The organism is Micromonospora radicis, from assembly GCF_003583405.1.
Taxonomy (GTDB): domain Bacteria; phylum Actinomycetota; class Actinomycetes; order Mycobacteriales; family Micromonosporaceae; genus Micromonospora; species Micromonospora radicis.
On the sequence record NZ_QXEC01000008.1, the window covers coordinates 89,915 to 113,610 of the forward strand.

The 23,696-nt window shown below is 71.9% G+C and carries 16 protein-coding genes and 1 pseudogene; 7 read left to right on the forward strand and 10 right to left on the reverse strand.

Features of this window, described 5'->3' with window-relative positions; genetic code table 11:
* Positions 1-34: 34 nt before the first annotated feature.
* The gene (locus D2L64_RS10805; protein ID WP_119574978.1) at positions 35-655 is read left to right on the forward strand and encodes a DedA family protein; all 621 of its coding nucleotides are present in this window, start codon (positions 35-37) and stop codon (positions 653-655) included.
* An 80-nt stretch (positions 656-735) separates the two neighbouring features.
* Here the strand turns inward: D2L64_RS10805 and D2L64_RS10810 are convergent, their stop codons facing one another.
* Positions 736-1,374, reverse strand: coding sequence for a TetR/AcrR family transcriptional regulator (locus tag D2L64_RS10810; protein WP_199714500.1), 639 nt, complete (start codon positions 1,372-1,374; stop codon positions 736-738).
* A 66-nt stretch (positions 1,375-1,440) separates the two neighbouring features.
* Between D2L64_RS10810 and D2L64_RS10815 the strand changes: the two genes are divergently transcribed.
* From D2L64_RS10815 to D2L64_RS10825, 3 genes are all read left to right on the forward strand, one after another.
* Positions 1,441-1,893: an SCP2 sterol-binding domain-containing protein gene (locus D2L64_RS10815; RefSeq protein ID WP_119574982.1), complete on the forward strand. Its 453-nt coding sequence runs from the start codon at positions 1,441-1,443 to the stop codon at positions 1,891-1,893.
* A gap of 1 nt (position 1,894) precedes the next feature.
* Positions 1,895-3,109: an acyl-CoA dehydrogenase family protein gene (locus D2L64_RS10820; RefSeq protein WP_119574984.1), complete on the forward strand. Its 1,215-nt coding sequence runs from the start codon at positions 1,895-1,897 to the stop codon at positions 3,107-3,109.
* Positions 3,110-3,269: 160 nt separating this feature from the next.
* Positions 3,270-4,835 (forward strand): AMP-binding protein, encoded by a 1,566-nt coding sequence (locus tag D2L64_RS10825; protein WP_119574986.1) that lies wholly within the window; start codon positions 3,270-3,272, stop codon positions 4,833-4,835.
* A gap of 106 nt (positions 4,836-4,941) precedes the next feature.
* Here the strand turns inward: D2L64_RS10825 and D2L64_RS10830 are convergent, their stop codons facing one another.
* From D2L64_RS10830 to D2L64_RS10855, 7 genes and pseudogenes are all read right to left on the reverse strand, one after another.
* Entirely contained in the window at positions 4,942-9,984 is a 5,043-nt protein-coding gene (locus D2L64_RS10830) for a DNA repair ATPase (RefSeq protein WP_233558902.1), read from the reverse strand.
* Entirely contained in the window at positions 9,977-11,998 is a 2,022-nt protein-coding gene (locus tag D2L64_RS10835; protein ID WP_119574988.1) for a flotillin family protein, read from the reverse strand. Before D2L64_RS10835 ends, D2L64_RS10830 begins: the two co-directional genes overlap by 8 nt.
* A gap of 171 nt (positions 11,999-12,169) precedes the next feature.
* Entirely contained in the window at positions 12,170-12,862 is a 693-nt protein-coding gene (locus tag D2L64_RS10840; protein WP_233558903.1) for a hypothetical protein, read from the reverse strand.
* A gap of 376 nt (positions 12,863-13,238) precedes the next feature.
* The gene (gene purD / locus D2L64_RS10845) at positions 13,239-14,486 is read right to left on the reverse strand and encodes a phosphoribosylamine--glycine ligase (protein ID WP_119574990.1); all 1,248 of its coding nucleotides are present in this window, start codon (positions 14,484-14,486) and stop codon (positions 13,239-13,241) included.
* A gap of 86 nt (positions 14,487-14,572) precedes the next feature.
* Positions 14,573-15,157, reverse strand: a complete 585-nt coding sequence (locus tag D2L64_RS10850) for a hypothetical protein (RefSeq protein WP_233558904.1) — start codon at positions 15,155-15,157, stop codon at positions 14,573-14,575.
* Between the two features lie 207 nt (positions 15,158-15,364).
* Positions 15,365-15,568 (reverse strand): annotated as a pseudogene (locus tag D2L64_RS28380) (type IV toxin-antitoxin system AbiEi family antitoxin domain-containing protein); the annotation flags it as partial.
* Between the two features lie 119 nt (positions 15,569-15,687).
* On the reverse strand, positions 15,688-16,977 hold the full coding sequence (locus tag D2L64_RS10855) for an adenylosuccinate synthase (RefSeq protein ID WP_119574991.1): 1,290 nt from the start codon (positions 16,975-16,977) through the stop codon (positions 15,688-15,690).
* A gap of 123 nt (positions 16,978-17,100) precedes the next feature.
* Between D2L64_RS10855 and D2L64_RS10860 the strand changes: the two genes are divergently transcribed.
* Positions 17,101-18,099 carry a diacylglycerol kinase family protein gene (locus D2L64_RS10860; protein ID WP_119574993.1) on the forward strand — a complete coding sequence of 333 codons (999 nt, stop codon included), beginning with the start codon at positions 17,101-17,103 and terminating at the stop codon, positions 18,097-18,099.
* Between the two features lie 72 nt (positions 18,100-18,171).
* Positions 18,172-20,520 carry a chromosome partitioning protein gene (locus D2L64_RS10865; protein ID WP_456080977.1) on the forward strand — a complete coding sequence of 783 codons (2,349 nt, stop codon included), beginning with the start codon at positions 18,172-18,174 and terminating at the stop codon, positions 20,518-20,520.
* A gap of 76 nt (positions 20,521-20,596) precedes the next feature.
* Here the strand turns inward: D2L64_RS10865 and D2L64_RS10870 are convergent, their stop codons facing one another.
* Positions 20,597-21,025, reverse strand: coding sequence for a DUF3151 domain-containing protein (locus D2L64_RS10870; RefSeq protein ID WP_119574997.1), 429 nt, complete (start codon positions 21,023-21,025; stop codon positions 20,597-20,599).
* A gap of 232 nt (positions 21,026-21,257) precedes the next feature.
* Between D2L64_RS10870 and D2L64_RS10875 the strand changes: the two genes are divergently transcribed.
* Positions 21,258-22,505 carry an LOG family protein gene (locus D2L64_RS10875; RefSeq protein ID WP_199714501.1) on the forward strand — a complete coding sequence of 416 codons (1,248 nt, stop codon included), beginning with the start codon at positions 21,258-21,260 and terminating at the stop codon, positions 22,503-22,505.
* 108 nt (positions 22,506-22,613) lie between these two features.
* Here D2L64_RS10875 and fbaA read toward each other — a convergent pair whose 3' ends face one another.
* Positions 22,614-23,639 carry a class II fructose-bisphosphate aldolase gene (fbaA, locus tag D2L64_RS10880; protein ID WP_119575001.1) on the reverse strand — a complete coding sequence of 342 codons (1,026 nt, stop codon included), beginning with the start codon at positions 23,637-23,639 and terminating at the stop codon, positions 22,614-22,616.
* Positions 23,640-23,696 lie beyond the last annotated feature (57 nt).

Sequence of the window (23,696 nt, forward strand, 5' to 3'; positions counted from 1 at the left end):
CGCGGGCCGTACGCCGGGCCGCGAGCATGGGGCCATGGAGGCCGCGATCGACCTGCTCCGGCAGACCCTCACCTCACCCTGGGTGTACCTGCTGCTGTTCGGGCTCACCGCGGTCGACGCGATCTTCCCGCTGGTGCCGGCCGAGGCGGCGATCATCACCGCGACCGTACTGTCCGTCGGCGGCGAGCCCAACCTGCTGCTGGTGATCACGGCGGCCACGTTCGGCGCGGTCGCCGGCGACCACGTCTCGTACGGGATCGGACGCGGCGGCGGTTCCCGCCGGTTGGACCACTCGCCGGTGGACAGCCGACGGCGGGCCGGGTCGGAGTGGGCCCGACGGGCGGTGGACCGCCGGGGCGGCATGATCCTGGTCGCCGCCCGCTTCGTGCCGGGCGGGCGAACAGCCGTCACCCTGACCATGGGTGCGATCCGCTATCCGATGCGGCCGTTCCTCCTCTTCGACGTGATCGGCGGCGCCACCTGGGCGTTGTACTCCGTGCTGCTCGGCATCTTCGGCGGGCTCGCCTTCCAACGTCATCCGCTGCACGGGATCCTGGCCGGGATCGGCCTGTCGATCGTGGTCACCCTGCTGTTGGAGCTGGCCCGCTGGCTGCGGCACCGCGCCCGCCGCCGGGCCGCGAGCGGCCGGGGCTGACGGTGCCGAAGGCGGACGGCGGCGGCCGACGCGCCTCACCCGACCGGCGGACCTCACCCGACGGCGGCGGCCGGCGGGCGTCACCCGGCCGGCGGGTGCCAGGTCGCGCCGCGCAACAGTTGGCCGGCGCCGAGCCAGGCGACGTTCATCATCCGGGTGGCCGTCCGCTCCGGGTCGGCCCCGGGATGGTCGGCCAGCCAGTCGGCGAGCGACTCGGTCGCGCCGACCAGGGCGTACGCGACCACCTCCAGTTCGGCCTCCGCCACCTGCCGGCCCTCGCCGCGCAACGCGTGGTCGAGCATCCCGGCGACCACCTCGACGATGCGGGTCCGCATCCCGGCCAGTTCGTCGGCGAACGCCCGCTCGGCCCGGGCCTGCCGGTAGAGCACCGCCCAGCCGTCGCGGTGTGCGCCGACGAACCCGAAGAACGCCCGCAGGCCGCGCCACAGCCGCTCGTCGGCGGGCAGGTCGGGGACGGCCGCCGCGGCGATGGCCTCCAGCATCCGGGTGCCCTCGCGGTGCAGGCAGGCGACGAAGAGCTCCTCCTTGCTGCCCAGGTACGCGTACACCATGGGTTTGGAGATGCCGGCCTTCTCGGCGATCTCGTCCATGCTTGCGCCGTGGTACCCGTGCCGGGAGAAGACCCGGACGGCGGCGTCGAGCATCTGCTGCTCGCGTACGGCCCGGGGAAGGCGTTTGAAGGCGGGCGTGGTGGACACCTTGCGAGCATACCTACTGATGCGTAAGGTTACGCCCGAGTAACCACTGTTCGAGAGGCGCTTCCCATGACTGACTTCGACCCGGCCAACTTCGCCAACGTCGGCCCGAAGGAGTTCGCCCAGCTCGTCAAGAACACCCCGGAGAGCAAGCTCGCCGAGGTGATGACGGGCGACCTGCGCGGCAAGATCCTCGGCGAGGTCTTCGGGCGGATGCCGCAGCTGTTCCGGGCCGACCGGGCCGGCTCGACCAACGCGGTCATCCACTGGAACATCACCGGCGCCCCCGACGGTGGCACCGACACCTACGAGGTGGTCGTCGCCGACGGCGCCTGCACGGTCAACGAGACCCCGCAGCACGACCCGCGGCTGAGCCTCACCCTGGGCCCGGTCGACTTCCTGAAGGTGGTCTCCGGCGGCGCCAACCCGGTCATGATGTTCATGACCGGCAAGCTCAAGGCAAAGGGCGACCTGGGTCTGGCCGCCAACATCGCCAACCTGTTCGACATCCCCAAGGCCTGAGATGGTCGAGTTCTCGCTCGACCTGAACGAGGAACAGCGGGATCTGCGCGACTGGGTGCACGGCTTCGCCGCCGAGGTCGTGCGCCCGGCCGCGGCCGAGTGGGACGCCCGGGAGGAGACCCCGTGGCCGATCGTCCAGGAGGCCGCGAAGGTCGGCCTGTACGGCTTCGAGTTCCTCGCCACCTGCTGGGCCGACCCCACCGGACTATCCCTGCCGATCGCCAGCGAGGAACTGTTCTGGGGTGACGCCGGCATCGGCCTGAGCATCTTCGGCACCTCCCTCGCCGTCGCCGCGATCTACGGCGCGGGCACTCCCGACCAACTCGTCGAGTGGGTGCCGCAGTGCTTCGGCGACACCGGGAACCCGGCCGTCGCCGCCTTCTGCTCCACCGAACCGGAGGCCGGCTCGGATGTCGCCGCGATGCGCACCCGGGCCAGCTACGACGCGGCGACCGACGAGTGGGTGCTGCGCGGGCAGAAGGCGTACGCCACCAACGGCGGAATCGCCGGGGTGCATGTGGTGATCGCCTCGGTGGATCCGGAACTGGGCTCACGGGGGCAGGCGGCGTTCGTCGTACCGCCCGGCACGTCCGGCCTCAGCGCCACCCGCAAGCTGCGCAAACTCGGTCTGCGGGCGTCGCACACGGCGGACGTCTTCCTCGACGACGTGCGGGTACCGGGCCGCTGCCTGCTCGGCGGCAAGGACGCGCTGGACGAACGGTTGGCTCGCGCCCGGTCCGGGCAACGCGCCTCCGGTCAGGCGGCGATGCGCACCTTCGAGCTGTCCCGGCCCACCGTCGGCGCGCAGGCACTCGGCGTGGCCCGGGCCGCCTACGAGTACGCCCTCGACTACGCGCGCGACCGCGTCCAGTTCGGTCGACCGATCATCACCAACCAGGCGGTCGCCTTCACGCTGGCCGACATGCGGACGGAGATCGACGCGGCTCGGCTGCTGGTCTGGCGGGCCTCGTGGATGGGCCGCAACAACCGACCGTTCACCGCGGGCGAAGGCTCGATGTCCAAGCTCAAGGCCGGCGAGGTGGCCGTCTCCGTCACCGAGAAGGCGGTCCAACTGCTCGGCGGGGCCGGCTTCCTGCGCGACCACCCGGTCGAACGGTGGTACCGGGACGCCAAGATCTACACCATCTTCGAGGGCACCTCGGAGATCCAGCGCCTGGTCATCTCCCGCGCGATCTCGGGCCTGCCGATCCGCTGAGGTGCTCGCTCCCACCGCACGGAACGTATCCGGCCGGTGTCCAGCGCGTGGACGCCGGCCGGCGCGGCCTGGGCGGTCCGCCCCACACCAGGCATGATCGAGAGGACGTTTCACGAAGGTTGCGGGCCTTCGGGTCGGCGACAGAGGGAGGCGCTCGGGCATGGACCTGCCATTCGTCGTCGGTACGTTGACCCGACGCGGCCTGCTCACTCCGGGCCGGCCGACCCGGGTCGCCGCCCAGCTCAACGCGCTCCGCAAGTGGGGTTGGAGTCTCGCCGGCGAACTCCGTCAGGCGGCAGCCCGCGACCCGGACCGGATCGCGGTCGTCGACGACCGGGGCACCGAGTCGACCTACGCCGAACTACTCGACCGTTCGACGCGGCTGGCCCGCGCGCTCCGGGCCGGACTCGGCGTACAGGCCGGCGACCGGATCGCCGTACTCTGCCGCAACCACCCCGGTCTGGTCGAGACCATCGTCGCCGCCACCCTGCTCGGCGCGGACGCCGTACTGGTGAACACCGGTCTCTCCGCGGCGCAACTGTCCACCGTGGCCGACGAACAGCAGCTACGGGTACTGGTACACGACGACGAGTTCACCGACCGGACCCTCGGCCTTCCGCCCGACCTGCACCGCCTCGACGAACGAGCCCGGGCGGAGCTGATCGGTTCGGCGCTCCCCGGCGAGCTGCAACCACCCGAGCGCGACGGTCGGATCATCGTGCTCACCTCCGGCACCACCGGCACGCCGAAGGGCGCCCGCCGGCCCACTCCGAGCGGCTTCGGTCCCCTGGTCTCCATCATCGACCGGATCCCGGTACAGGCCCGCGACCGTGTCATGATCGCCGCGCCGGTCTTCCACACCTGGGGGTACGCGGCCCTACAGGTCGGCTTCGCGCTGCGGGCCACCGTCGTGCTGCACCGGCGCTTCGATCCGGCCGCCACCCTGGACGCCCTGGTACGGCACCGCTGCCAGGTGCTGTTCGCGGTGCCGGTGATGCTGCAACGACTGCTGGAGGTGCCCCCGCCGGACCCCCGGCCGCCGCTGAAGGTGGTGGCCGTGAGCGGGTCCGCGCTGCCCGGCGGCCTCCCGGCGCAGTTCATGGACGCCTACGGCGACGTGCTCTACAACCTGTACGGCTCGACCGAGGCATCCTGGGCCTCCATCGCCACCCCCACCGACCTACGCCAGGCACCCACCACCGCCGGCCGCCCGCCGCATGGCACGCAGCTGAGGATCCTCGACGACGCCGGTGAGCCGGTGCCCGCCGGGCGGGTGGGCCGGATCTTCGTCGGCAACGAGATGCTCTTCGAGGGCTACACCTCCGGCACCGACCGGAACCGCCACGACGGCCTGCTGGACACCGGCGACCTGGGCCGGGTCAACGCCGAGGGGCTGCTCTTCGTCGACGGCCGCGCCGACGACATGATCGTCTCCGGCGGGGAGAACGTCTTCCCCTCCGAGGTCGAACAGCTGCTCGCCCAACTCCCCCAGGTACGCGAGGCCGCCGTGATCGGGGTACCCGATCCCGAGTACGGCCAGCGGCTCGCCGCCTTCCTCGGTCTGCACCCCGGCGAGACCCTCGACCCGGAGGCGGTCCGCGAGTACGTCCGGCACTACCTCGCCCGCTTCTCGGTGCCCCGGGACGTGGTCTTCGTCAAGTACCTGCCGCGCAACACCACCGGCAAGGTACTCACCCGCGACCTACGCCGCTACATCGCCGGCTGACCGCGCCGGCTGACTGCGCCGGCTGACCTCCGTTACGGCGAGATGGCGGCATTCCGGCGCGACGGATACCGCCGTCCCGCCGTAACGGTGTCGATCTTCGCGGCTGCTACCCCTCGTTGGCGCGACCGATGGCGGTGGCCACCGTGCCGACCCGGTCGGCGAGCAGGCCGAGCGCGCCGACCGCCCGGTCCACCGGGTCGTCACCGGCGCCGCCGAGAGCACGCGAGCGCTGGAACGCCTCCTTCACCTCGACCCAGCGGCGCGCCTGCTCGGGTGTGAGCCGGCCACGCAGCTCGGCGAGCTTCAACAGGTTGGCCTCCGCGCCCGCCGCCAGGGTCTGCGCCTCACCGAGGTAGTGGTCGTCGATCACCGCTTCCAGTTCGTCGTCGGTGAGCACCGGGACGACCCGCTCGGCCAGCTTGTTCATGTTCCGGTACGACCCCTGCAACTGGAACGGCGGCTCGGTACGGGCGTCGTCGGACTGCGCCGCCGAGGCGATGTACGCCTGGTTGTTGGCCAGCACCACCTGCTGCACCCGCAGCAGCTTGCGCAGCACCGAGACGATCTGCTCCAACTCCACCGGCGGGTACGGGTGGGACAGCTGATCGGGCCGGACCGAGTCGTCGCCGCGGGCCATCCGGACCAGCAGTTCCAGGTCGGTACGATCCCGGCCGGAGAGCTGGGCGAGCACCGGGTTCGCGGTCAGCGCGTTCTCGATGTAGCTGAGCGCGAACGCCTCCTCCCGCCCGGAGAGCACGTCACCGAGGTTCCACACGTCGGCCCGGTTGGCGAGCATGTCCGGGATCCGGAACCGCTTCCCCGACTCGGTGTACGGGTTACCGGCCATGCAGACCGCGAACCGCTTGCCGCGCAGGTCGTACGTGCGGGTGCGGCCGTCCCAGACGCCCTCCATCCGGCGCTGGCCGTCGCAGAGCGAGATGAACTTCTGCAACAGCTCCGGGTTGGTGTGCTGGATGTCGTCCAGGTAGAGCAGCACGTTGTTGCCCAGTTCGAGGGCGAAGGAGATCTTCTCCACCTCCTGCCGGGCGGTGGCGTCGGGCGCCTCGGCCGGGTCCAGCGAGGTGACCTTCGAACCCAGGGCCGGCCCGTTCACCTTGACGAAGACCAGGCCGAGCCGGCTGGCCACGTACTCCATCAGCGTGGTCTTGCCGTACCCGGGCGGTGAGATCAACAACAGCAGGCCGGACTGGTCGACCCGCTTGCCGTCGCCGGTCGCGCCGAGCTGCCGGGCCAGGTTGTCACCGATCAACGGCAGGTACACCTCGTCGAGCAGCCGGTTGCGGACGAACGCGTTCATCACCTTCGGCCGGTACTCCTCCAGCCGCAGCCGCTCCCGCTCGGTCTCCATTAGCGCGTTGCGTTGCCGCTGGTAGGCCCGGTACGCCGGCACCAGCTCGGTGCGGAACGTCCGGGTCCGGGTCAGCATCTCGTCGATCCGTACGGTCAGCGTGGAGCCCTCGACGCGCGGGTGCGCGCCGAGCAGGCCGCCCACCGTCTCCGTCATCGTCGCCGCGCTGTCCTGCCGGGGCAGCTCGGGCCCGCACAGCTCGACCGCGACCGCCTCCGGCAGGTCGTACCCGGACAGGTCGCCGTCGTCGGTGGCGAGGAAGGCGGTCAGCCACGCCTCCACCAACTGGTGCCGGCCGGCCAGGTCGGCGCCGAGGGCGCGCAGATCGTCGTCGAACTCCCGGGACGAGCGCGACTGCGGACCGCCGAGTGCCCGCCGGAACCGGTCCAACATGCTCCGCGCCCCGCTGCCGGTGACGAACCGCACCGGTGGTTCGGACAGCTCCGCGAACAGGTACTCGCCGGCCAGCGCCGTCCCGGCCGCCGGCACCGGCAGTCCGGCAGCACGCAGGTAGCCGTCGATCGCCTCGGCCAGCTGCGCGCAGAGCCGGTCGGCGGCGTCCTCGCCGTCCGGGCGGCCGAACCGCTGCCGCGCCCGCGCCAGCGAAGCCGCGCGGGCGGTCCACGCCGCACGGTTCGCCTCGTCGGTGCCGTAGCGCCAGAACAGTCCGGCGGCAGCCCGGTCGGCCGGTGGGTAGCGCAGCAGCCCGGCGCCGGCGTGCAGGCGCAGCAGCACCCGCAGGATCTCGGCGGCGTCGTGGTCGTGCACGCCGCGTTCGTACCCCTCGTCGTAGCGGCTCTCGGCCACCCGCCGGACCAGCTCCCGCAGCGCGTCGGCGTCCACCGCCGCCGCGTGCAGCGCATCCAGGGTCAACCCGTCGCGGCCCGCCTCGGCGGCGGCCAGGATCGCCGCCGCCAGGTACTCCGCGCGGTACACCTGCGCCGACTCGGACACCAGCAGCTGGTCCCAGAACCGTCGGGTCTGCTGGAACTCCGCGTCGCGTACCGGGGCGCGGTAATCGGTGCCGGTCACCGCGACCACCATCCGCCCGTCGGCCGGCACCACCGCCACGTCGATCGGCTGGGTGTTCACCGCGAACCGGTGCCGGCCCAGCCGGATCGTCTCGCCGCCGTCGGCGTACAGGTCGAGCCGGTCGCGCAGGCCACGTCCGGCCTCCTGCCGGGCGGCGCGGACCCGGCCGTCCAGTTCCTCGGCCCGCACCGCGTCGCCGAGGGTACGCAGCTCCTCGACCACCGAACGCAGCTTGCCCACCATCGGGTCGGCCGCGAAGTAGGTGTTGACCTCGTCGAGCGAACCGAGCGTGCCGGCCCGGCGTTGCACGCTGACCAGGATCCGGTCGGCCGAGGCGACCAGCCGGTCGGCCCGTCGGGATCGCTCGTCCAGCAGCGCCTGCTTGCGCGCCGAGAACGCCTCGTAGATGTCGGTACGCCGGGTCACCAGCTCGGCCAGGAAGTCGTCGAACTCGCCGAAGCGGGACTCCAACTCCTCCACCCGCAGCAGCAGCCGGCCGAGCTGCTCGTCGCAACGTTCGGCGGTGTCCGCCGCCGCCAGCGCACCGGTCACCGCCTGCCCGAGCAGGGCGAACTCGGCGGCGAAGCCGGCCCGCCCCTCGACGGCCGCCAGTTCACGGCGACGCTTGTCGAGCACCGCGCGGGCCCGGTTGACCGCGCCCAGCACCTCACCGACCCGGCCGAGGATCGCGGTGCGTACCGTCGCGTCGGCGATGTCCAGCCCACCCACCACGTCGGTGATGGTCTGCAACGCCTCGGTACGACCGGTCAGCTCGTCGTTGACCGTGCCCGCCTCGGCCACCGTGCCGATCTCGGCGGCCCGCCCGGCGAGCCGGTCGACCTCCTGCTGGTAGCCGGTGAACGCCTCGTCCCGGCGGAGGAACTCCACCGCCCGGCGACCGGCCACCGCCAGTTCCTCGTCCAGTCGCGCGGCCAACTCGTCGATCCGGTCGTGGTCGACGTACCGCAGCTCGCGCAGCGTCTCCAGGTGCCCGCGGGCCCGGCGCAGGCCACCGAGTTGGGCGACCCAGTCGTCGGCGGTCAGCGGCGCCTCACCCCGGGCGCGGCGGGCCAACGAGGCGATCTGCTCGGCGCTGGCGTCCAGTTCGGCCCGGGCCCGCTCGGTGAGCGTACGGACCTTCTCGTGCTCCTCCAGCACGGCGGTGGCGGTCCGCCGCAGCCCGGCGAGCGGGGTGGCCAGGTCGCCGAGTTCCTCGTCACCGATCCAGTGGTAGTGGTCGGTGATCCGGCCGCAGGCCGCGATCAGCGCCTCGTAGACCTCGCCGGTGACGGTGCCGTCGACCATCCGGGCCGCCGACAAGGCATCCGAGATGCCGCGGACCAGGTCCGCGTTGCCGACCCGTTCCAGCGCCCCACTCCCCGCCGGCTGGGCGGCGGCGTACGCGTCGGAGACGTACGGCGTCTGCCAGATCTGCATCGGGTGGACCCGGGTCGGCTCCTCGGAGACCGCCCGGAACACCACAAGCGTGCCGTCGTCGAAGAGCGAGAACCCGTGACACGGGATCGGTGCCGCCACCTCCTTGCGGATCGCGTTGTACGGCAGCAGCAGCGAGCGGCCGTCCGCGCGGGCGTGGAAGACGTAGAGCACGTCCTCACCGTTCGGTGAGCGCACCACCCGCTCGAACTCCAGCCCCGCGACGTCGGTGTCGAACGTCCGGGTGACGCCGGTGGCCAGGTGGTAGCCGCCCGGGAAGATGATGCCGTGGTCCTCGGGCAGTCGCTGGCAGGCGACGCCGATACCGTCGAGCCGGACCACCTCCCGGGTCAACGTGTTGAACACCAGATGCCGCCACTGCGTCTCCTTGTACGGCCGCAGCCTCAGCAGGATCAGCGTGCCCACCCGGGCCCAGTGCACGTCGGCGTCGGCGAGGCTCTGCAACGGCTCGTCCACCGGCTCGCTGTAGATGCCCTCGCCGACCTCGGTGTTGTTCTCCACCTTCACGGTCAGCGTGCCGCCGACCGTCTCGACGAAGACCACGCCGTCGATGGAGATGTGCGGGTGCCGGCCGAGGATGTGGTCTTCCCGGGTGGTCTCGACCCACTCGAAGTCGTGGCTGGGCGGGAAGACGTGGTCCCGCTCGCCCCGGCTGTCCAGGTACTCGGGCACCCCGTCCAGGTCGACCTGCCAGCGCAGCACCCGGTTGTCCTCGGTACGCGGACCGGTCTGGAACACCGCCAGCAGTCGGCCGTCGACGCGGCGCAACTGCAACAGCTTGGCCTGCCGGTAGTAGCGGTACAGCTCGGCGAAGTCCCGGACGAACTGCGGGTGGCGCAGCAGGCCGGGCAGTTCGTCCGGCCCGGCCTCGTCGAACCGGAAGGCGTCCGCCTCGGCGCCCGCCTCGCGGACGAACCGGTGCAGCGAGAACACGTCGTCGACGGTCGTCTCCGGCTTGAGACCGATGAAGACGTTGTAGCCGAAGAGCATCAGCCCGCCCACGGAGACGATGTCCCGGGGTACGCAGTTGTGCTCGGTGCGGATCCGCTCGGTGCTCAGCAACCGCAGCTCGGTGCTGCCGAAGACCTCCAGCCGGCGGGCGTTGAGCGTCTCGGCCCGCCGGGCCAGCTCGGCGGCCTGCCCGGCGAGGCGCTTGCGCAGCACCTCGTAGCTGCCGTCCGCCAACCCCATCCGGGCGGCGTCGTCGGTACCGCCGGCCGGACCGGCCGCCGGGGCCGGCCCGGTGCCGCCGGGCGTACGCCCGGCGGCCGGACCGGCGGTCGGCTCACTCACCGGCGCGCTGCCGCGAGCCCGTCAGGGCGGCGACCGGTGTCTCCGCCACCCCCAGCCGCTGGGCGGCCTTCAACAGCTCCTGGAGCTTGCCCTGGTCCGCGCCACCGGCGCGGATCTGCTGTGCCAGGAACGCCGACAGGGTGAGGTTCTGCACGTCGGCGCTGTTCAGCGAGCCGACCATCCGGGCCAGGTCGTCGGTGAAGCTGGCGCTGCCGTCCAGCCACGGCTTGGCCAGGCTCTTCGCCACGTCCGAGTGGGCCACGAAGCCATCCACGCTCTTGCCGAACGAGATCGAGCTGAGCAGCCGGTCGAAGAAGACGCTGTCCCCGCCGACGATGTCGATGTTCGCCTTCTCCAGGCCGGTGGCGACCAGCTTGGCCTGCGCCTCGGCGACCTGACGCTGGGTGTCCAGCCCGGCGAGCCGGACGTCCTTCTCCAACTCCAGGCGCAGCCGGTACTCCTCGTGCTCCCGGGTGGCGTCGTCCAGTGCGGCCATCGCGGCGGCCTTCTCGGTGAGACCCTCGGCCTCGCCCTTCAGCTTCTCGCGCACCGCGTCGGCGGCGGCCAGCAGCTTCTCCCGCTCCACTGCGACCTCCGCCCGGCCGACCTTCTCGATCGCCTCGGCGCTGCGCTCCTGGACCTGCACCTCAGCCAGGCCGGCCGCGGCCGACTCCGCCTGGATGCCCTCGGCCAGCCGGATCTTCGCCCGGGTGTCCAGCTCCGCGGCCTGCTGCCGGGCCTCGGCCAGCACCAGTTGCTCGCGGGCCTTGTGCTTGGCCGCCGCCTCGGCGGCCTCCGCCGCCTTGATGTCCTTGACCAGGTTCTCCTGCGCCTCGGCCTCGGCCTGGATGACCACCGCCTGGCGGGTCCGCTCGGCCTCCTCGACCACCCGCAGCCGCTTGATGTTCTCCTCCTGCTCGGCCACGGTCTTCTCCACCGCGATCCGCTCCCGGACGACCTCGGCGATGGCCCGCTTCTCGGCCTCCACCTCCTTGTCCTTGGCGATCGTGCTCAGCTCGGTCTCCCGCTCCCGGCCGATCACCTCCAGCAGACGGTCCTTCTCGATCCGCTCGGTCTCGATGGCGATGACCCGCTCGCGGTTCTTCTCCGCGACCGCGATCTCCCGAGCCCGGTTCTCGTGCTGGACGCCCAACTGCTCGTCGGTACGGATGTTCGCCGTCTCGGCCCGTAGCCGCTCCTCGGCGCGTACCCGGGTGATCTCGGCCTGCTCACGGGCCCGGACGGTCTCGATCTCGCGCTGCTGCTTGGCCTCGGCGTCGGCCTGCCGCCGCTCCAGTTCGAGGATCGCCTCCTTGGCGTCCACGTTCTGGCGGGTGATCTCCTTCTCCTCGCTGCGCCGGAACTCGTTGGTCCGGACGTGCTCCTGCGTGGTCAGCTCGGTGATCTTCCGGATGCCCTGCGCGTCGAGGATGTTCTTCGGGTCGAGCTGCGACATCGGCGTCTGCTCAAGGAAGTCGATCGCCGCGTCCTCCAGGCTGTACCCGTTGAGGTCGGTGCCGATAACCCGGATGATCTGGTCGCGGAACTCGTCGCGCTTGGTGTAGAGGTCGACGAAGTCGAGCTGCTTGCCGACCGTCTTCAGCGCCTCGGAGAACTTCGCGTTGAACAGCTCCTGGAGGGTCTCCCGGTCGCTGGCCCGCGCGGTGCCGATCGCCTGCGCCACCTTGACGACGTCCTCAATGGTCTTGTTGACCCGGACGAAGAACGTGATCCGGATGTCGGCGCGGATGTTGTCCCGACAGATCAGGCCCTCGTTGCCGGTCCGTTCGATGTCTATCGTCTTGACCGAGATGTCCATGATCTCGGCCTTGTGCAGTACGGGCAGCACGACCGCGCCGGTGAAGGTCACGTCGACCCGCCGGATCTTCGAGATGATCAGCGCCTTGCCCTGTTCGACCTTGCGGAACAGCCGACTGACCATGAACACCACGCCGAGCGCGACGAGCAGGACGACGGCGAGGAGTACACCGATTCCGGTGGTGATGACTTCCATGGCTGGGCGCGCGGGCGGTCGGCAACCGACGGCAGAAGCCGGCGGGGACGCCCGCGCATCCTCCTTTCGAGACGTCTCAGGGGCAGCGTGGGACGAGCCGGCGCTGGGGGTTGGCCGGCTGCCCGGTGAAGTCGGGGTGATCCGCGCCGACGACGCGTCACACCGGGGCGGCTACTTGGCGGAATGTCTCAGCGGGTCGAAGGCGGGCCCGGCGGGCATCACCCAGAAGAACTCGCCCTCGGTGTCGTAGTCGTAGATCAGGGCGGAACTGCCGGCCGTCATCTTCTCCTCGCCCGGCTGGCGGATCTGCACCACCGCCGACGAGCCGTCGGCAGCGGTTACCTCGGCCTGCCCGAAGTCGGCGGTGACCGTGCCGGTGCGCACCACGCACAGCCGGCCGACGAAGGCGTGCCGGGTGGCGTCCGACTCGGCCGGGAAGAGCCGGCTCAACGGCACCGCGACCAGCCGGGTCACCAGCCACGCGCAGAGCGCGGCGGCCAGCAGCACGCCGATCGAGACGAGGATCCGGGTGCCGGAACCGAAGCCCAGGCCGTCGAGTAGGGCGGTACCGGCAAGACTGACGAACCAGGCGACCGCGACGAGCAGGGAGAAGACGACGGCGCTGGGCACACCGCCGAGCCCGAGACCAGCCAGGAAGTTGCCCGGTACGCCATCGACGTCCAAGTCGTCACCGAGATCCAGCACCCCGGTCAACACCAGCAGCCAGTAGCCGACGACGACCACCAGCAGGAAGCTGAACAGCACGGTGGGAAAGCTCAGCGCCGCACCGAGAAAGTCGGTCACCGCGTCCTCCTCCCCGTAGCCGGCGGCCCGCACCAGCCACCAACATGAAGATCGTGACATGGCGTGTCAACGTCCGAAGGCCGCCGATCGGCTGGTTTCCGCCGGTCCGGGCGGGTGGACCGGCAGCCCGGGGACACCGGCCACGGGGCGTACGGCGGGCAGCACCGCCCCGCCGAGGTCGACGCAGGTCGATCGCCCGGCCGAGGCTGACGCACGGTCAGTCGGCGGCCGGGGCCACCAGCATGCCGACGCTGCCACACGTCCCGGCGTGGTCCTGAAGTTGGTCACCGTCGACGACGTAGACCAGTCGCCCCCACCGGGCAGCCCCGTGGGCGCGCCCGCCGCGGCGGCTGCGGTGGACGGAGTCGCGCCGGCCCACTGCACTCAGGGGTAGAGGTGCGCTTGTCGGTGCGACCAAGGTTTCTTACCGCCACCGTCAGGGAACGGCGATCCGGCCTTCGATGGCGGCGGCGGCGATGTCCGTACGGTGGTGCGCACCGGGCAGCTCGATGCCGCGTACCAGGTCGTAGGCGGCGTCCCGGGCGGCGGCGAGGTCCACCCCGGTGGCCGTGGCACAGAGCACCCGCCCGCCCGCGGAGAGCAGCGCGCCGTCGGCGGCCCGGCGGACGGTGCCGGCGTGGATGACCCCCGGCCGGTCCGCGCCGGTGATCACGTCGCCGGTACGCGGCTTCGCCGGGTACGCCTCGGCGGCGACCACCACCGTCACGGCGGCACCGTCCCGCCAGCGCAGCGGTGGGTGCTCGGCCAGCGTGCCGGTGGCCGCAGCGTGCAGCAGCCCGGCCAGCGGCGTGTCCAGCAGGGCCAGCACCACCTGGGTTTCCGGGTCACCGAAGCGGGCGTTGAACTCGATCACCCGAGGGCCGGCGGCGGTGATCGCCAGCCCGACGTAGAGCAGGCCGGCGAACGGGGTGCCACGGCGGCGCATCTCGGCCAGGGTCGGGTGCACCACGTCGCGCATGACCTCGTCGACCAGACCGGTCGGGGACCAGGGCAGCGGAGCGTACGCCCCCATGCCGCCGGTGTTCGGGCCGGTGTCGCCGTCGCCGACCCGCTTGAAGTCCTGGGCCGGCAGCAGCGGTACCGCCGCCTCCCCGTCGGTCACCACGAACAGCGACACCTCGGGACCGGCGAGGTACTCCTCGACCACCACCCGGCCGCAGTCCCGGGCGTGGGCCAGCGCCACCGCCCGGTCGTCGGTGACCACGACGCCCTTGCCGGCGGCGAGCCCGTCGTTCTTCACCACGTACGGCGGGCCGAACTCGTCGAGTGCCTGCGCGGTGCCGACCTCGTCGGTGCAGGTGTACGCGCGAGCGGTGGGTACGGCGGCGGCGGTCATCACGTCCTTGGCGAACGTCTTGGACCCTTCCAGCCGAGCCGCCTCGGCGCTCGGCCCGAACACGGCGATGCCCTTGGCCCGTACCGCGTCGGCGACCCCGGCCACCAGCGGCGCCTCCGGACCGATCACCACCAGGTCGGCCGCTTCCTCGACGGCAAGCGCCGCGACGGCGCTCGGGTCGACGATGTCCACCTGCCGCTGCTGGGCGATCCCGGCGATCCCCGGATTACCCGGCGCGCAGATCAACTCCGTGACGGACGCATCCTCAGCAAGCCGCAGCGCGAGCGCATGCTCCCGCCCTCCACCACCCAACAACAGAACCCGCACAACCCGGCATCCTACCCACCCCTCCCCCCGCCCCCGTTGATCATGAAGTTGTTACCACGACACGCCGTGGCGGGGTGGCAACAACTTCATGATCGACGGATTCGGGCGGTGCGCATCGCCTGCCGGACGGTGTCCGGGATGTAGTCCGGACGAAGCGTGTCGGACCAGGTGAAGCGTAGGACGATCCAGCCCGCGTTGAGCAGGCGGTTCTGCCGGCGACGGTCGGCGAACACCGCATCAGGGGCACTGTGGACCTCCCGCCCGTCGGCCTCCGCGATGATCCGGTGTCGCCGCCAACCCAGGTCGCCGATGCCGAGCAGGTAGCCATCGTGGTCGCGCACCTCGAGCTGCAGGACGTCGGGCGGGACTCGGCCGTCGACGCAGCACAACCGGGCCCGGGTCTCGAGCGGCGACTGCGCCCGGCCGTCCGCCTCGGCGAGGTGGTCGCGTGCCGCGAGCGCACCACGCCGCCCCCGGACGAGTCGATGCAACTCGGGCAGGTCACCGTCGAGGACGAGCCGGCGGTTCAACGCGGAGTCGAGCAGGCAGACAGCCGGGTAGCGGTCGAGCCGCAAGATCAGATCGGCGACCGTACACACGGGGTTGGTGGCGAGGATGCCCTCGACGTACCCGAGCTGCCCCGGTTCGATGCTCAGCTGGTGCACCACCACCTGGGGATGTTCTCGCCGATTCGGCTTCGCGGCGAAGCCCGGTACGGAGAGGTGAATCTCGTCCGTCGCACGCGGGCCGGCCAACCGATGCAGCTCTGCGGCCGTGGCTAGCACCGCCGCAGCCCGTGGCCCGAAGGATGCCACCGCGGCCCTGACCTGCGCGCGACGAGGAACACCGTCATGCAGATCGGCATCGACCAGGTAGGCGCCCCTCGCCACGGCACGCCACCGCCCCGCACGACAGAACCGGTGCACCTCGTGCACGCTGAATCCGGCCTCCCGCGCCTGCGCCAGAGTGACCACCCAGTCCTGGCTGGCCGCCACGCGCCGCACCACAGTCAAAGCATCCACGTCGCTCGACTGTCCCGGCCCACATAGATCGACTAAACCCCCTGTGGACAACCACCCCATCCCTGTGGATAACTCGCGCCCACCCCGGCGTTGATCATGAGGCTGTTGTCATGACACGCCGCAACGGTCGACAACAACTTCATGATCAACGGGGAGGGTGCGCGGGGCGGAGGGCGGGGCTAGGGGAGGAGGGGGTGGCGGGTTACGTTTTCTTCGCGGCCGGGGCCTACGCCCACCACGCTGACCCGGGTGTTGCAGAGTTGTTCGATGCGGGCAATGTAGCGCCGCGCGTTCTCGGGGAGGTCTTCCTCGGTGCGGGCCTTGGTGATGTCCTCCCACCAGCCGGGGTGCTCTTCGTACACCGGGGTGGCGTGGTGGAAGTCGGTCTGGGTCATCGGCATGTCGTCGACACGCTTGCCGTTGATCTCGTAGCCGACGCAGATGGGGACCGTGGCCAGGCCGGTGAGCACGTCCAGCTTGGTGATCACCAGATCGGTGACGCCGTTGAGGCGGCAGGCGTACCGGGCCACCACCGCGTCGAACCAGCCGCACCGCCGCTCCCGGCCGGTGGTGGTGCCGTACTCGTGGCCGACCTTACGCAGGTGGGCGCCGTTCTCGTCGAACAGCTCGGTCGGGAACGGGCCGGAACCGACCCGGGTGGTGTACGCCTTGCTCACCGCGATCACCTTCGTGATCGCGGTGGGCGGGATGCCCGCACCCACGCACGCCCCGCCAGCCGTCGGGTTCGACGAGGTCACGAAGGGGTAGGTGCCGTGGTCCATGTCGAGCATGGTGGCCTGGGCGCCCTCCAGCAGCACGGTGTCGCCGCGGTCCAGGGCGTCCCAGAGCATCGCCCGGGTCTCCGCGATGTACGGCCGCAGCCGCTCCGCGTACTCCAGGTACTCCTCGATGGTGGCGTCGACGTCGATCGCCTTGCGGTTGTAGACCTTGAACAGCACCTGGTTCTTCTCGCGCAGGGCGAGTTCCAGCTTCTTGCGCAGGATGCCCGGGTCGAGCAGGTCCTGTACCCGGATCCCCATCCGGGCGACCTTGTCGCCGTACGCGGGGCCGATGCCCCGGCCGGTGGTGCCGATCCGGGAGCTGCCCAGGTAGCGCTCGACCACCCGGTCCAGCGCCCGGTGGTGCGGCATGATCAGGTGCGCGTCGCCGGAGATGCGCAGCCGGGAGACGTCCACGCCCCGTTCGGCGAGCCCGTCGATCTCGCTGAGCAGCACCTTCGGGTCGACCACCACGCCGTTACCGATGACGATCACGGCGTTCGGCGAGAGCGCGCCCGAGGGCATCAGGTGCAGGGCGTACTTCTGGCCGTCGGGGGTGATCACCGTGTGGCCGGCGTTGTTGCCGCCCGAGTAGCGGACGACGTAGTCGACCCGCTCACCCAGCTGGTCGGTAACCTTGCCCTTGCCCTCGTCGCCCCACTGAGCGCCGAGGAGCACGATCGCTGGCATCTTCTCGCCTCCAGAAGGCTCGGGTGCCAGATGGCGACCGGTCAGCGAGCCCGGGGTGTCAGGTTAACAAGTAGTGACGGCACGACCGGCAGGGGTCGCGCCGAGAGGCAGGAGGAGCTACCCGTGTACGACGTGGTGCTGCTCACCCTGGGCTCGGAGCGCGACGCTCCGGGAGCCGGGTGCGGCGGTGGCGAAGCCTGCTGTGGCGGCGCCACCGAGCCGGCCAGGGAGCGCGACGACCGCTGCGAGACGCCCCGCGTACCCGTGTTGGCCTGTGCGGATGCGTTGACCGGCCGGGGTGCCCGGGTCGAGACGGTGACCGCCCGCTCGGACGCGGAGATCGACGAGGTGTTGGCCCGGTTGGACGGGCCGACCCGGCCGGACGGCCTCACCTGGCCCGACCAGGACTCCAAGACCCGCCTGGTGGTCGCGGTGGCCAGTGACGCACAGTTGCGCGCCGTACTCCGTCGGTTGGTTCGGCGGTACGCACCACCGCCCAGCCGCCGCCCGGCGGACCTGGCCGGCAACCGGACCGTGCCGGACCTGCCGCCGATCGGCGTACTGCCACTCGATCCGACCCGCGGCACGACGCACCGCGACCTCGCCGCGCAGCTCGGCCTGCCCCGCGACCCGGCGGCGGTGGCCGCCGCGGTGCTCGACGGCACGCCCCGCCGGCTGGACCTGCTGCGCAACGACGGCGGTTCGGTCACCCTGGACGGCGCCCTGTTCGGTGCCGCCAGTGCGGACGGGCGACCGCTGCACTGGCGCGGCCGGGTCGAGGTGGACGACGCCGTCCTCTCCAACGGAGAGGATCCCCTGCTGGCCTGCGCCATCGGCAACGCGGGTGGCTATGCCCGGCTCGACGACGTCACCCTGCTCGCCGATCCGGATCCGGCGGACGGACTGGTCGAGGTGGCGGTGGCGGTCCCGGTGGTCACCCGGTCGCGGCTGGGTCGGCGGCGGGTACGCCTCGAGGTGCGCCGGGCGCGCGGCCGGGCCATGTCGGTGCTGCCCAGGGACGAGACCCCGCTGCCGTACCTGGACGACGGTGTGGAGGGGGAGTTGACCCGCAAGCGGTCCTGGTGGACCGAGCCGGGTGTCTGGGCGGTCTGGACCACCTGACCGGGCCCCGCGTCGACGGCCGGGGTCGGCCGGTGGGCCTATCCTCGGCAGGAGGAATGGGGAGGAACCGTGGTGGACGAGAACGCCGACCGGGTGCACGTGCCCGGCCAGCATGGGGTGCCGGAACGGGACATCGAACCACTCTGGCCACCCGATCAGGTCGACGGCTTCGGCCCGCCCGGCTGGGGCGCGCCGCCACCGGCACCGCCCGCCGCCGCACCGTCGGGCCCAGCCGTCACACCGTCGGGCCCAGCCGCACCGTCGAACCCGGCTGCGGCGCCGCCCGCCGTGCCGCTGCCGGCCACGCCCGGTTACCCGGCCGTCGGGCCCGCGCTGCAGCGGACCGAGCCGGGCAACGGTCGTCCGCCGGCCGGCCCGCCGGCACCCGTTGGCTATCCCTCGCTGAGCGGCGACGGACCGACCAGCACCGGCTGGGAACCGCCCGCGCCGACCGCCACCGGCTGGGCACCGGCTCCCGGTCCGCCACCCGCCGGTCAGGTCGACCTGAACCTGCCGTTCACCCTCGACCAGCCGACCTCGCTCGCACCGAACCGGAGCAGTTCGCCATCGACTGCTTACCACGGCGGGTCGGCCGGCACCGGCGACGGCATGCCGCAGGGCAGTTCCGACGGCGGCACCGTGGCGTTCGGTACCGACGACGGTCGTCCCCACCTCGACGGCGAGCCGCATACCGGCGACAGCGGGCCGGACAGCACCGGAGGCGAGCCGGAGTCGGCTGGTCACCCGGGCGGTGCCGACGAGGTGGCCGGCCCAGCCGGTACCGCCGACGACGCACCGCGGCTGGGCCGTCCACCGACGGAGTCGCCGTGGGCGCAGCCGCCACAGCGGCCGGCCCCCGAGGGCGTCCGGCCGGCCGAGGCGAGCGACCTGGCCGGGGCCACCGAACCGGTGCCGCAACCCACCTGGGCCGTGCCCGCCCAGCCGCTCCCGCCGCTACCGCGACCGGAATCCGGTCCCCCGCCGCCCTCGCCGGCCGGTCCGTACCCGCCGGTGCGCCAGCCGCCGCTACACGGCGTTCCCACGCCACAGCACGGCGCACCGCCACAGCACGGCGTCGGCGGTCCGCCGACGGTGTACCAGGCAGGCCCGACGCCGTCCGCGCCGACGGACCTGGGAGCGGCGCAACCGGTCGAAGCCGGGTCACCTGCGGCCGCGTACCCCGGGCCGGGCACACCGCAGCCGCCCCACCCGCCGACACCGCAGGACGGACCAGCACAGCCCGGGCCGCCGTACGACGCGACACAGCCCGGGCCGCCGTACGACGCGACACAGGCCGGGACGGCGCAGGGACCGTACGCGGCGATGCCGCCCGGTCCCTTCCCGCCGCAGCCGGCCTGGAATCCCGCACCGTGGCAGCAGCAGGGCGTACCTCCGGTGGCGCCCCCGGTGCCCGGTCACCCGTACCAGCCGCCGGAGACCGCTTCGCGGATGCCTCCGGCGTACCCGGAGCAGGCCTGGACGCCGGAGTTGGGCGGGGCACCGACCGCCGAGGACTTCGCCCGGCGGCGGCAGGCCCGCCCGGCCGACCCGGTCGCCACGATGGGCGTACGCGCGGTAGTCAACAAGACGGGTCTGGTGAAGCTGCCCCCGGGCCGCCACGAACTGGAACTCAAGCGGGACATCGAGATGGTGCGCCGCAACTTCGGCGGGCTACGGCAGGTGACCGTGGTCAACCCGAAGGGCGGTGCCGGCAAGACGGTGGCCATCCTGCTGCTCGCGATGACCTTCGGGCAGAAGCGCGGCGGCTACGTACTGGCCTGGGACAACAACGAGACCCAGGGCACCCTCGGCATGCGCGCCCAGCAGGACTTCCACTCCCGTACGGTACGTGACCTGCTGCGGGACCTGGGCCAGTTCCACGGCGCTCACGGCCGGGTCGGTGACCTGTCGCAGTACGTGCGCTCGCAGGGCGAGGGGATGTTCGACGTCCTCGCCTCCGACGAGTCGGCGACCGGCGGCGAGATGCTCACCGCGGCGGCGTTCGGGGAGATCCGCGAGGTGGTCAGCCGGTTCTACAAGTTGATCTTCGTGGACACGGGCAACAACGTCCGGGCACAGAACTGGCAGGCGGCGATGGACGCCACCGACCAGTTGGTGGTCACCATGTCGGCCCGTAACGACTCCGCCGAGACCGCCGCCCGGATGCTCGACCACCTGGAGCAGAGCGGTCGGCAACGGCTGGTCCGGCAGGCGGTCACGGTGGTCTCCATGCCGCCGTCCCGCAAGGAGATCGACCTGCCGGCCATCGAGGAGCACTTCGCCGCGCGGACCCGTGCGGTGCTGCTGGCTCCGTACGAGCGGCTCATCGACACGGGCGAGCCGCTCCGGTACGCCCACCTGTCGGCGGCGACCCGGGATGCCTGGCTCAAGATCGCGGCAGCGGTGGCCGAGGGACTGTAACCCCACCCGCCACCGACGAGCCGTCGGCACCGACGCCCGGCTGGCCCGTCGACCTCCGTCGACGGGCCGCCGCTGGTCAGTTGCTGGCCAGCGCGTCAGCCGCAGCCGGGTCGCAGTCGCGGAGGAACTGGGCGCAGCGGGCGGCCTCGTCCGCCTCGCCGATCTCGTCGGCGGCCCGGGAGAGCAGGTACAGGCAGCGCAGGAAGCCGCGGTTCGGCTCGTGCGACCAGGGCACCGGGCCGTGCCCCTTCCAGCCGCTGCGGCGCAGCTGGTCCAGGCCCCGGTGGTAGCCGGTGCGGGCGAACGCGTACGCCGGCACGACCTGGCCCTGCGCGAAGGCCTCGGCCGCCAGCGCCGCCCAGGCCGCACTGTGGCTCGGGAACCGGGCCGCCACCTCGGCGACCGCCTCGGCGCTGCCGGCCTGATCGGCTGCGCCGAGGGCGGCGTCGGCCTCCTCGACGGCGGGCAGGAGCGTGGCGGGCGGCTCAGGCAAGAGGTTCTGCATCGCCCCATTCAACCCGCTTCGAACTGGCGCGCGCGAGGGGGTCCGGATAAACCCGGCTGGCTGAACGGCCGAGAGGTCCGTCCCGCCTGCGGCCCATGCCCACGGCACGCGATTTCCACTACAACTGAACTTCCGGAGCCTCCCCAGGAACCGGAGTCGCGGGAGCCCGGCCAGGCCGCCGGGCTCCCGCCCCAGTTCCGGCCGGGTTGCTCCGATTGGGCAGGATGATCGGGTGCCGACCCCACCTCCCGCGGACGTCATCGAGCCGCACACCTGGACAGACGAGATCCAGACCCGGGCCGAGTTCGACCGGCGGCTGGCTACCGGAAGCCTGGTCGGTCTGACCGTGCAGGGCCTACGCCTGGACCTGGACCCGACCCCGGACCTCACCGGCGTCGAGGTGGCGGGAACCCTCTTCGTCGGCTGTCGGTTCGCCTCCCGGCAGGTCGGCGCCGACCTGGTCCGGCGCGGCGCCAACGTGGTACCGCCGTTCTCCGGGCTGCCGTACCCGACCCAACCGCCGCACCTCTACACCCCCGAGGAACTGGCCGCCGGCTTCGCCGAGGGTGGCTTCGAGGCGATGTACGACACCCGGGTGTACGCGCACTTCCGGGCCCACGGCGGAGCGTTGCCGGACGTCCGGGAGGCGCTCGGCCAGCGACTGCACGATCACGGCGTGGACAACGCGCTCGCCGACGCCACCCGCGCCTGGCTGACCACCCACGGGCCGCAGTCGGTGGTCGGGGTGATGGGCGGACACGCGGTACGCCGGGGCAGCCGGCCGTACCGGATGGCCGCGGTGCTCGGCTGGGAGCTGGCCCGAGCCCACCGGCTGGTGGTCACCGGGGGCGGACCGGGGGTGATGGAGGCCGCCAACCTGGGCGCGTACCTGTCGACCCGGCCGGCCGAGGAGCTGACCGCCGCCATCGATCTGCTGGCCACCGCACCGGACTTCACCGACCACGACCGGTACACATCGGCGGCGCTGCGGGTCCGGGAGCTGTTCGGCCGGTCCGTGACGCCGCCGCAGAACGGCACCGAACCGGTGACCGCGTACCGGGCGGACTCGGCGGCGCTGGCCACCGGTGACCTGGACTGGGCGGGCTGCGGCGGGCTGGCCGTGCCGACCTGGCTGTACGGGCACGAGCCGGCGAACCTGTTCGCCGGCCGGATCGCCAAGTACTTCTCCAACGCCATCCGGGAGGACACCATCCTGCGACTGGCCCGCGGCGGGATCGTCTTCGCCCCAGGTCGGGCGGGCACCATACAGGAGGTGTTCCAGGCAGCCACCAAGACCTACTACGGCACCGACGGCGCCAGCGGCGCGTACGTCTTCCTGGACCGTGACTACTGGACGACGGAGCTGCCGGTGCAGGCGCTGCTGCGTCCGCTGCTGGCCACCTCGCCCTTCGGCGACCTGTCGGACACCGTGCACCTCACCGACGATGTCCACGAGGCGGTCCGCCTGCTGACCCGTTAAGGAAGGGCACCTCGTCGACGCCTCCGGTTGCGGAGGCGTCGACGAACGCCGACGGCGGCCGACCCCGGGGACGGGATCGGCCGCCGTCGGCGGATCAGCGTACGAGCGTCACTTGGTCATGGTGGTGCCGGTCGAGCGCAGGTGCTCGCAGGCCTCCGCCACCCGGGCGGCCATGCCGGCCTCGGCGGCCTTGCCCCAGACCCGCGGGTCGTACAGCTTCTTGTTGCCGACCTCGCCGTCGACCTTCAGCACGCCGTCGTAGTTGCGGAACATGTGGTCGGCGACCGGACGGGAGAAGGTGTACTGGGTGTCGGTGTCGATGTTCATCTTCACCACGCCGTAGTCGAGCGCCTCGCGGATCTCCGACAGCAGCGAGCCGGAGCCGCCGTGGAAGACCAGACTGAGCGGCTTCTCCTTGCCGTACTTGGCGCCGACCGCCTCCTGGATCTGGTTCAGCACCTCGGGGCGCAGCTTGACGTTGCCCGGCTTGTAGACGCCGTGCACGTTGCCGAAGGTCAGCGCCGCCATGTAGCGGCCCTTCTCACCCAGGCCGAGCGCTTCGACCATGGCCAGGCCGTCCTCGACGGTGGTGTAGAGCTTGTCGTTGATGGCGTTCTCGACGCCGTCCTCCTCGCCACCGACGACGCCGACCTCGATCTCAAGGACGATCTTGCCCTTGGCCGCCTCGGCGAGCAGCTGCTCGGCGATCTCCAGGTTCTCCGCCACCGGCACGGCCGACCCGTCCCACATGTGCGACTGGAACAGCGGCTCCTGGCCGCTCTTGACCCGCTCCTGCGAGATGGCCATCAGCGGCCGGACGAACTTGTCCAGCTTGTCCTTGGGGCAGTGGTCGGTGTGCAGGGCGATGTTGACCGGGTACTTCTTGGCCACCTCGTGCGCGTACGCGGCGAAGGCCACCGCGCCGGTGACCATGTCCTTCACGGACGGACCGGAGAGGTACTCCGCACCACCGGTGGAGACCTGGATGATGCCGTCACTCTCCGCGTCGGCGAAGCCCTTGAGCGCCGCGTTCAGCGTCTGCGAGGACGTCACGTTGATCGCCGGGTACGCGTACCGGCCGGCCTTGGCGCGGTCCAGCATCTCGGCGTAAGCCTCGGGGGAAGCGATGGGCATGTCGAACGCTCCTTACTTGCCGCTGTCGGCCGTGCCGGCCGCTCTTGCCTTTGCATG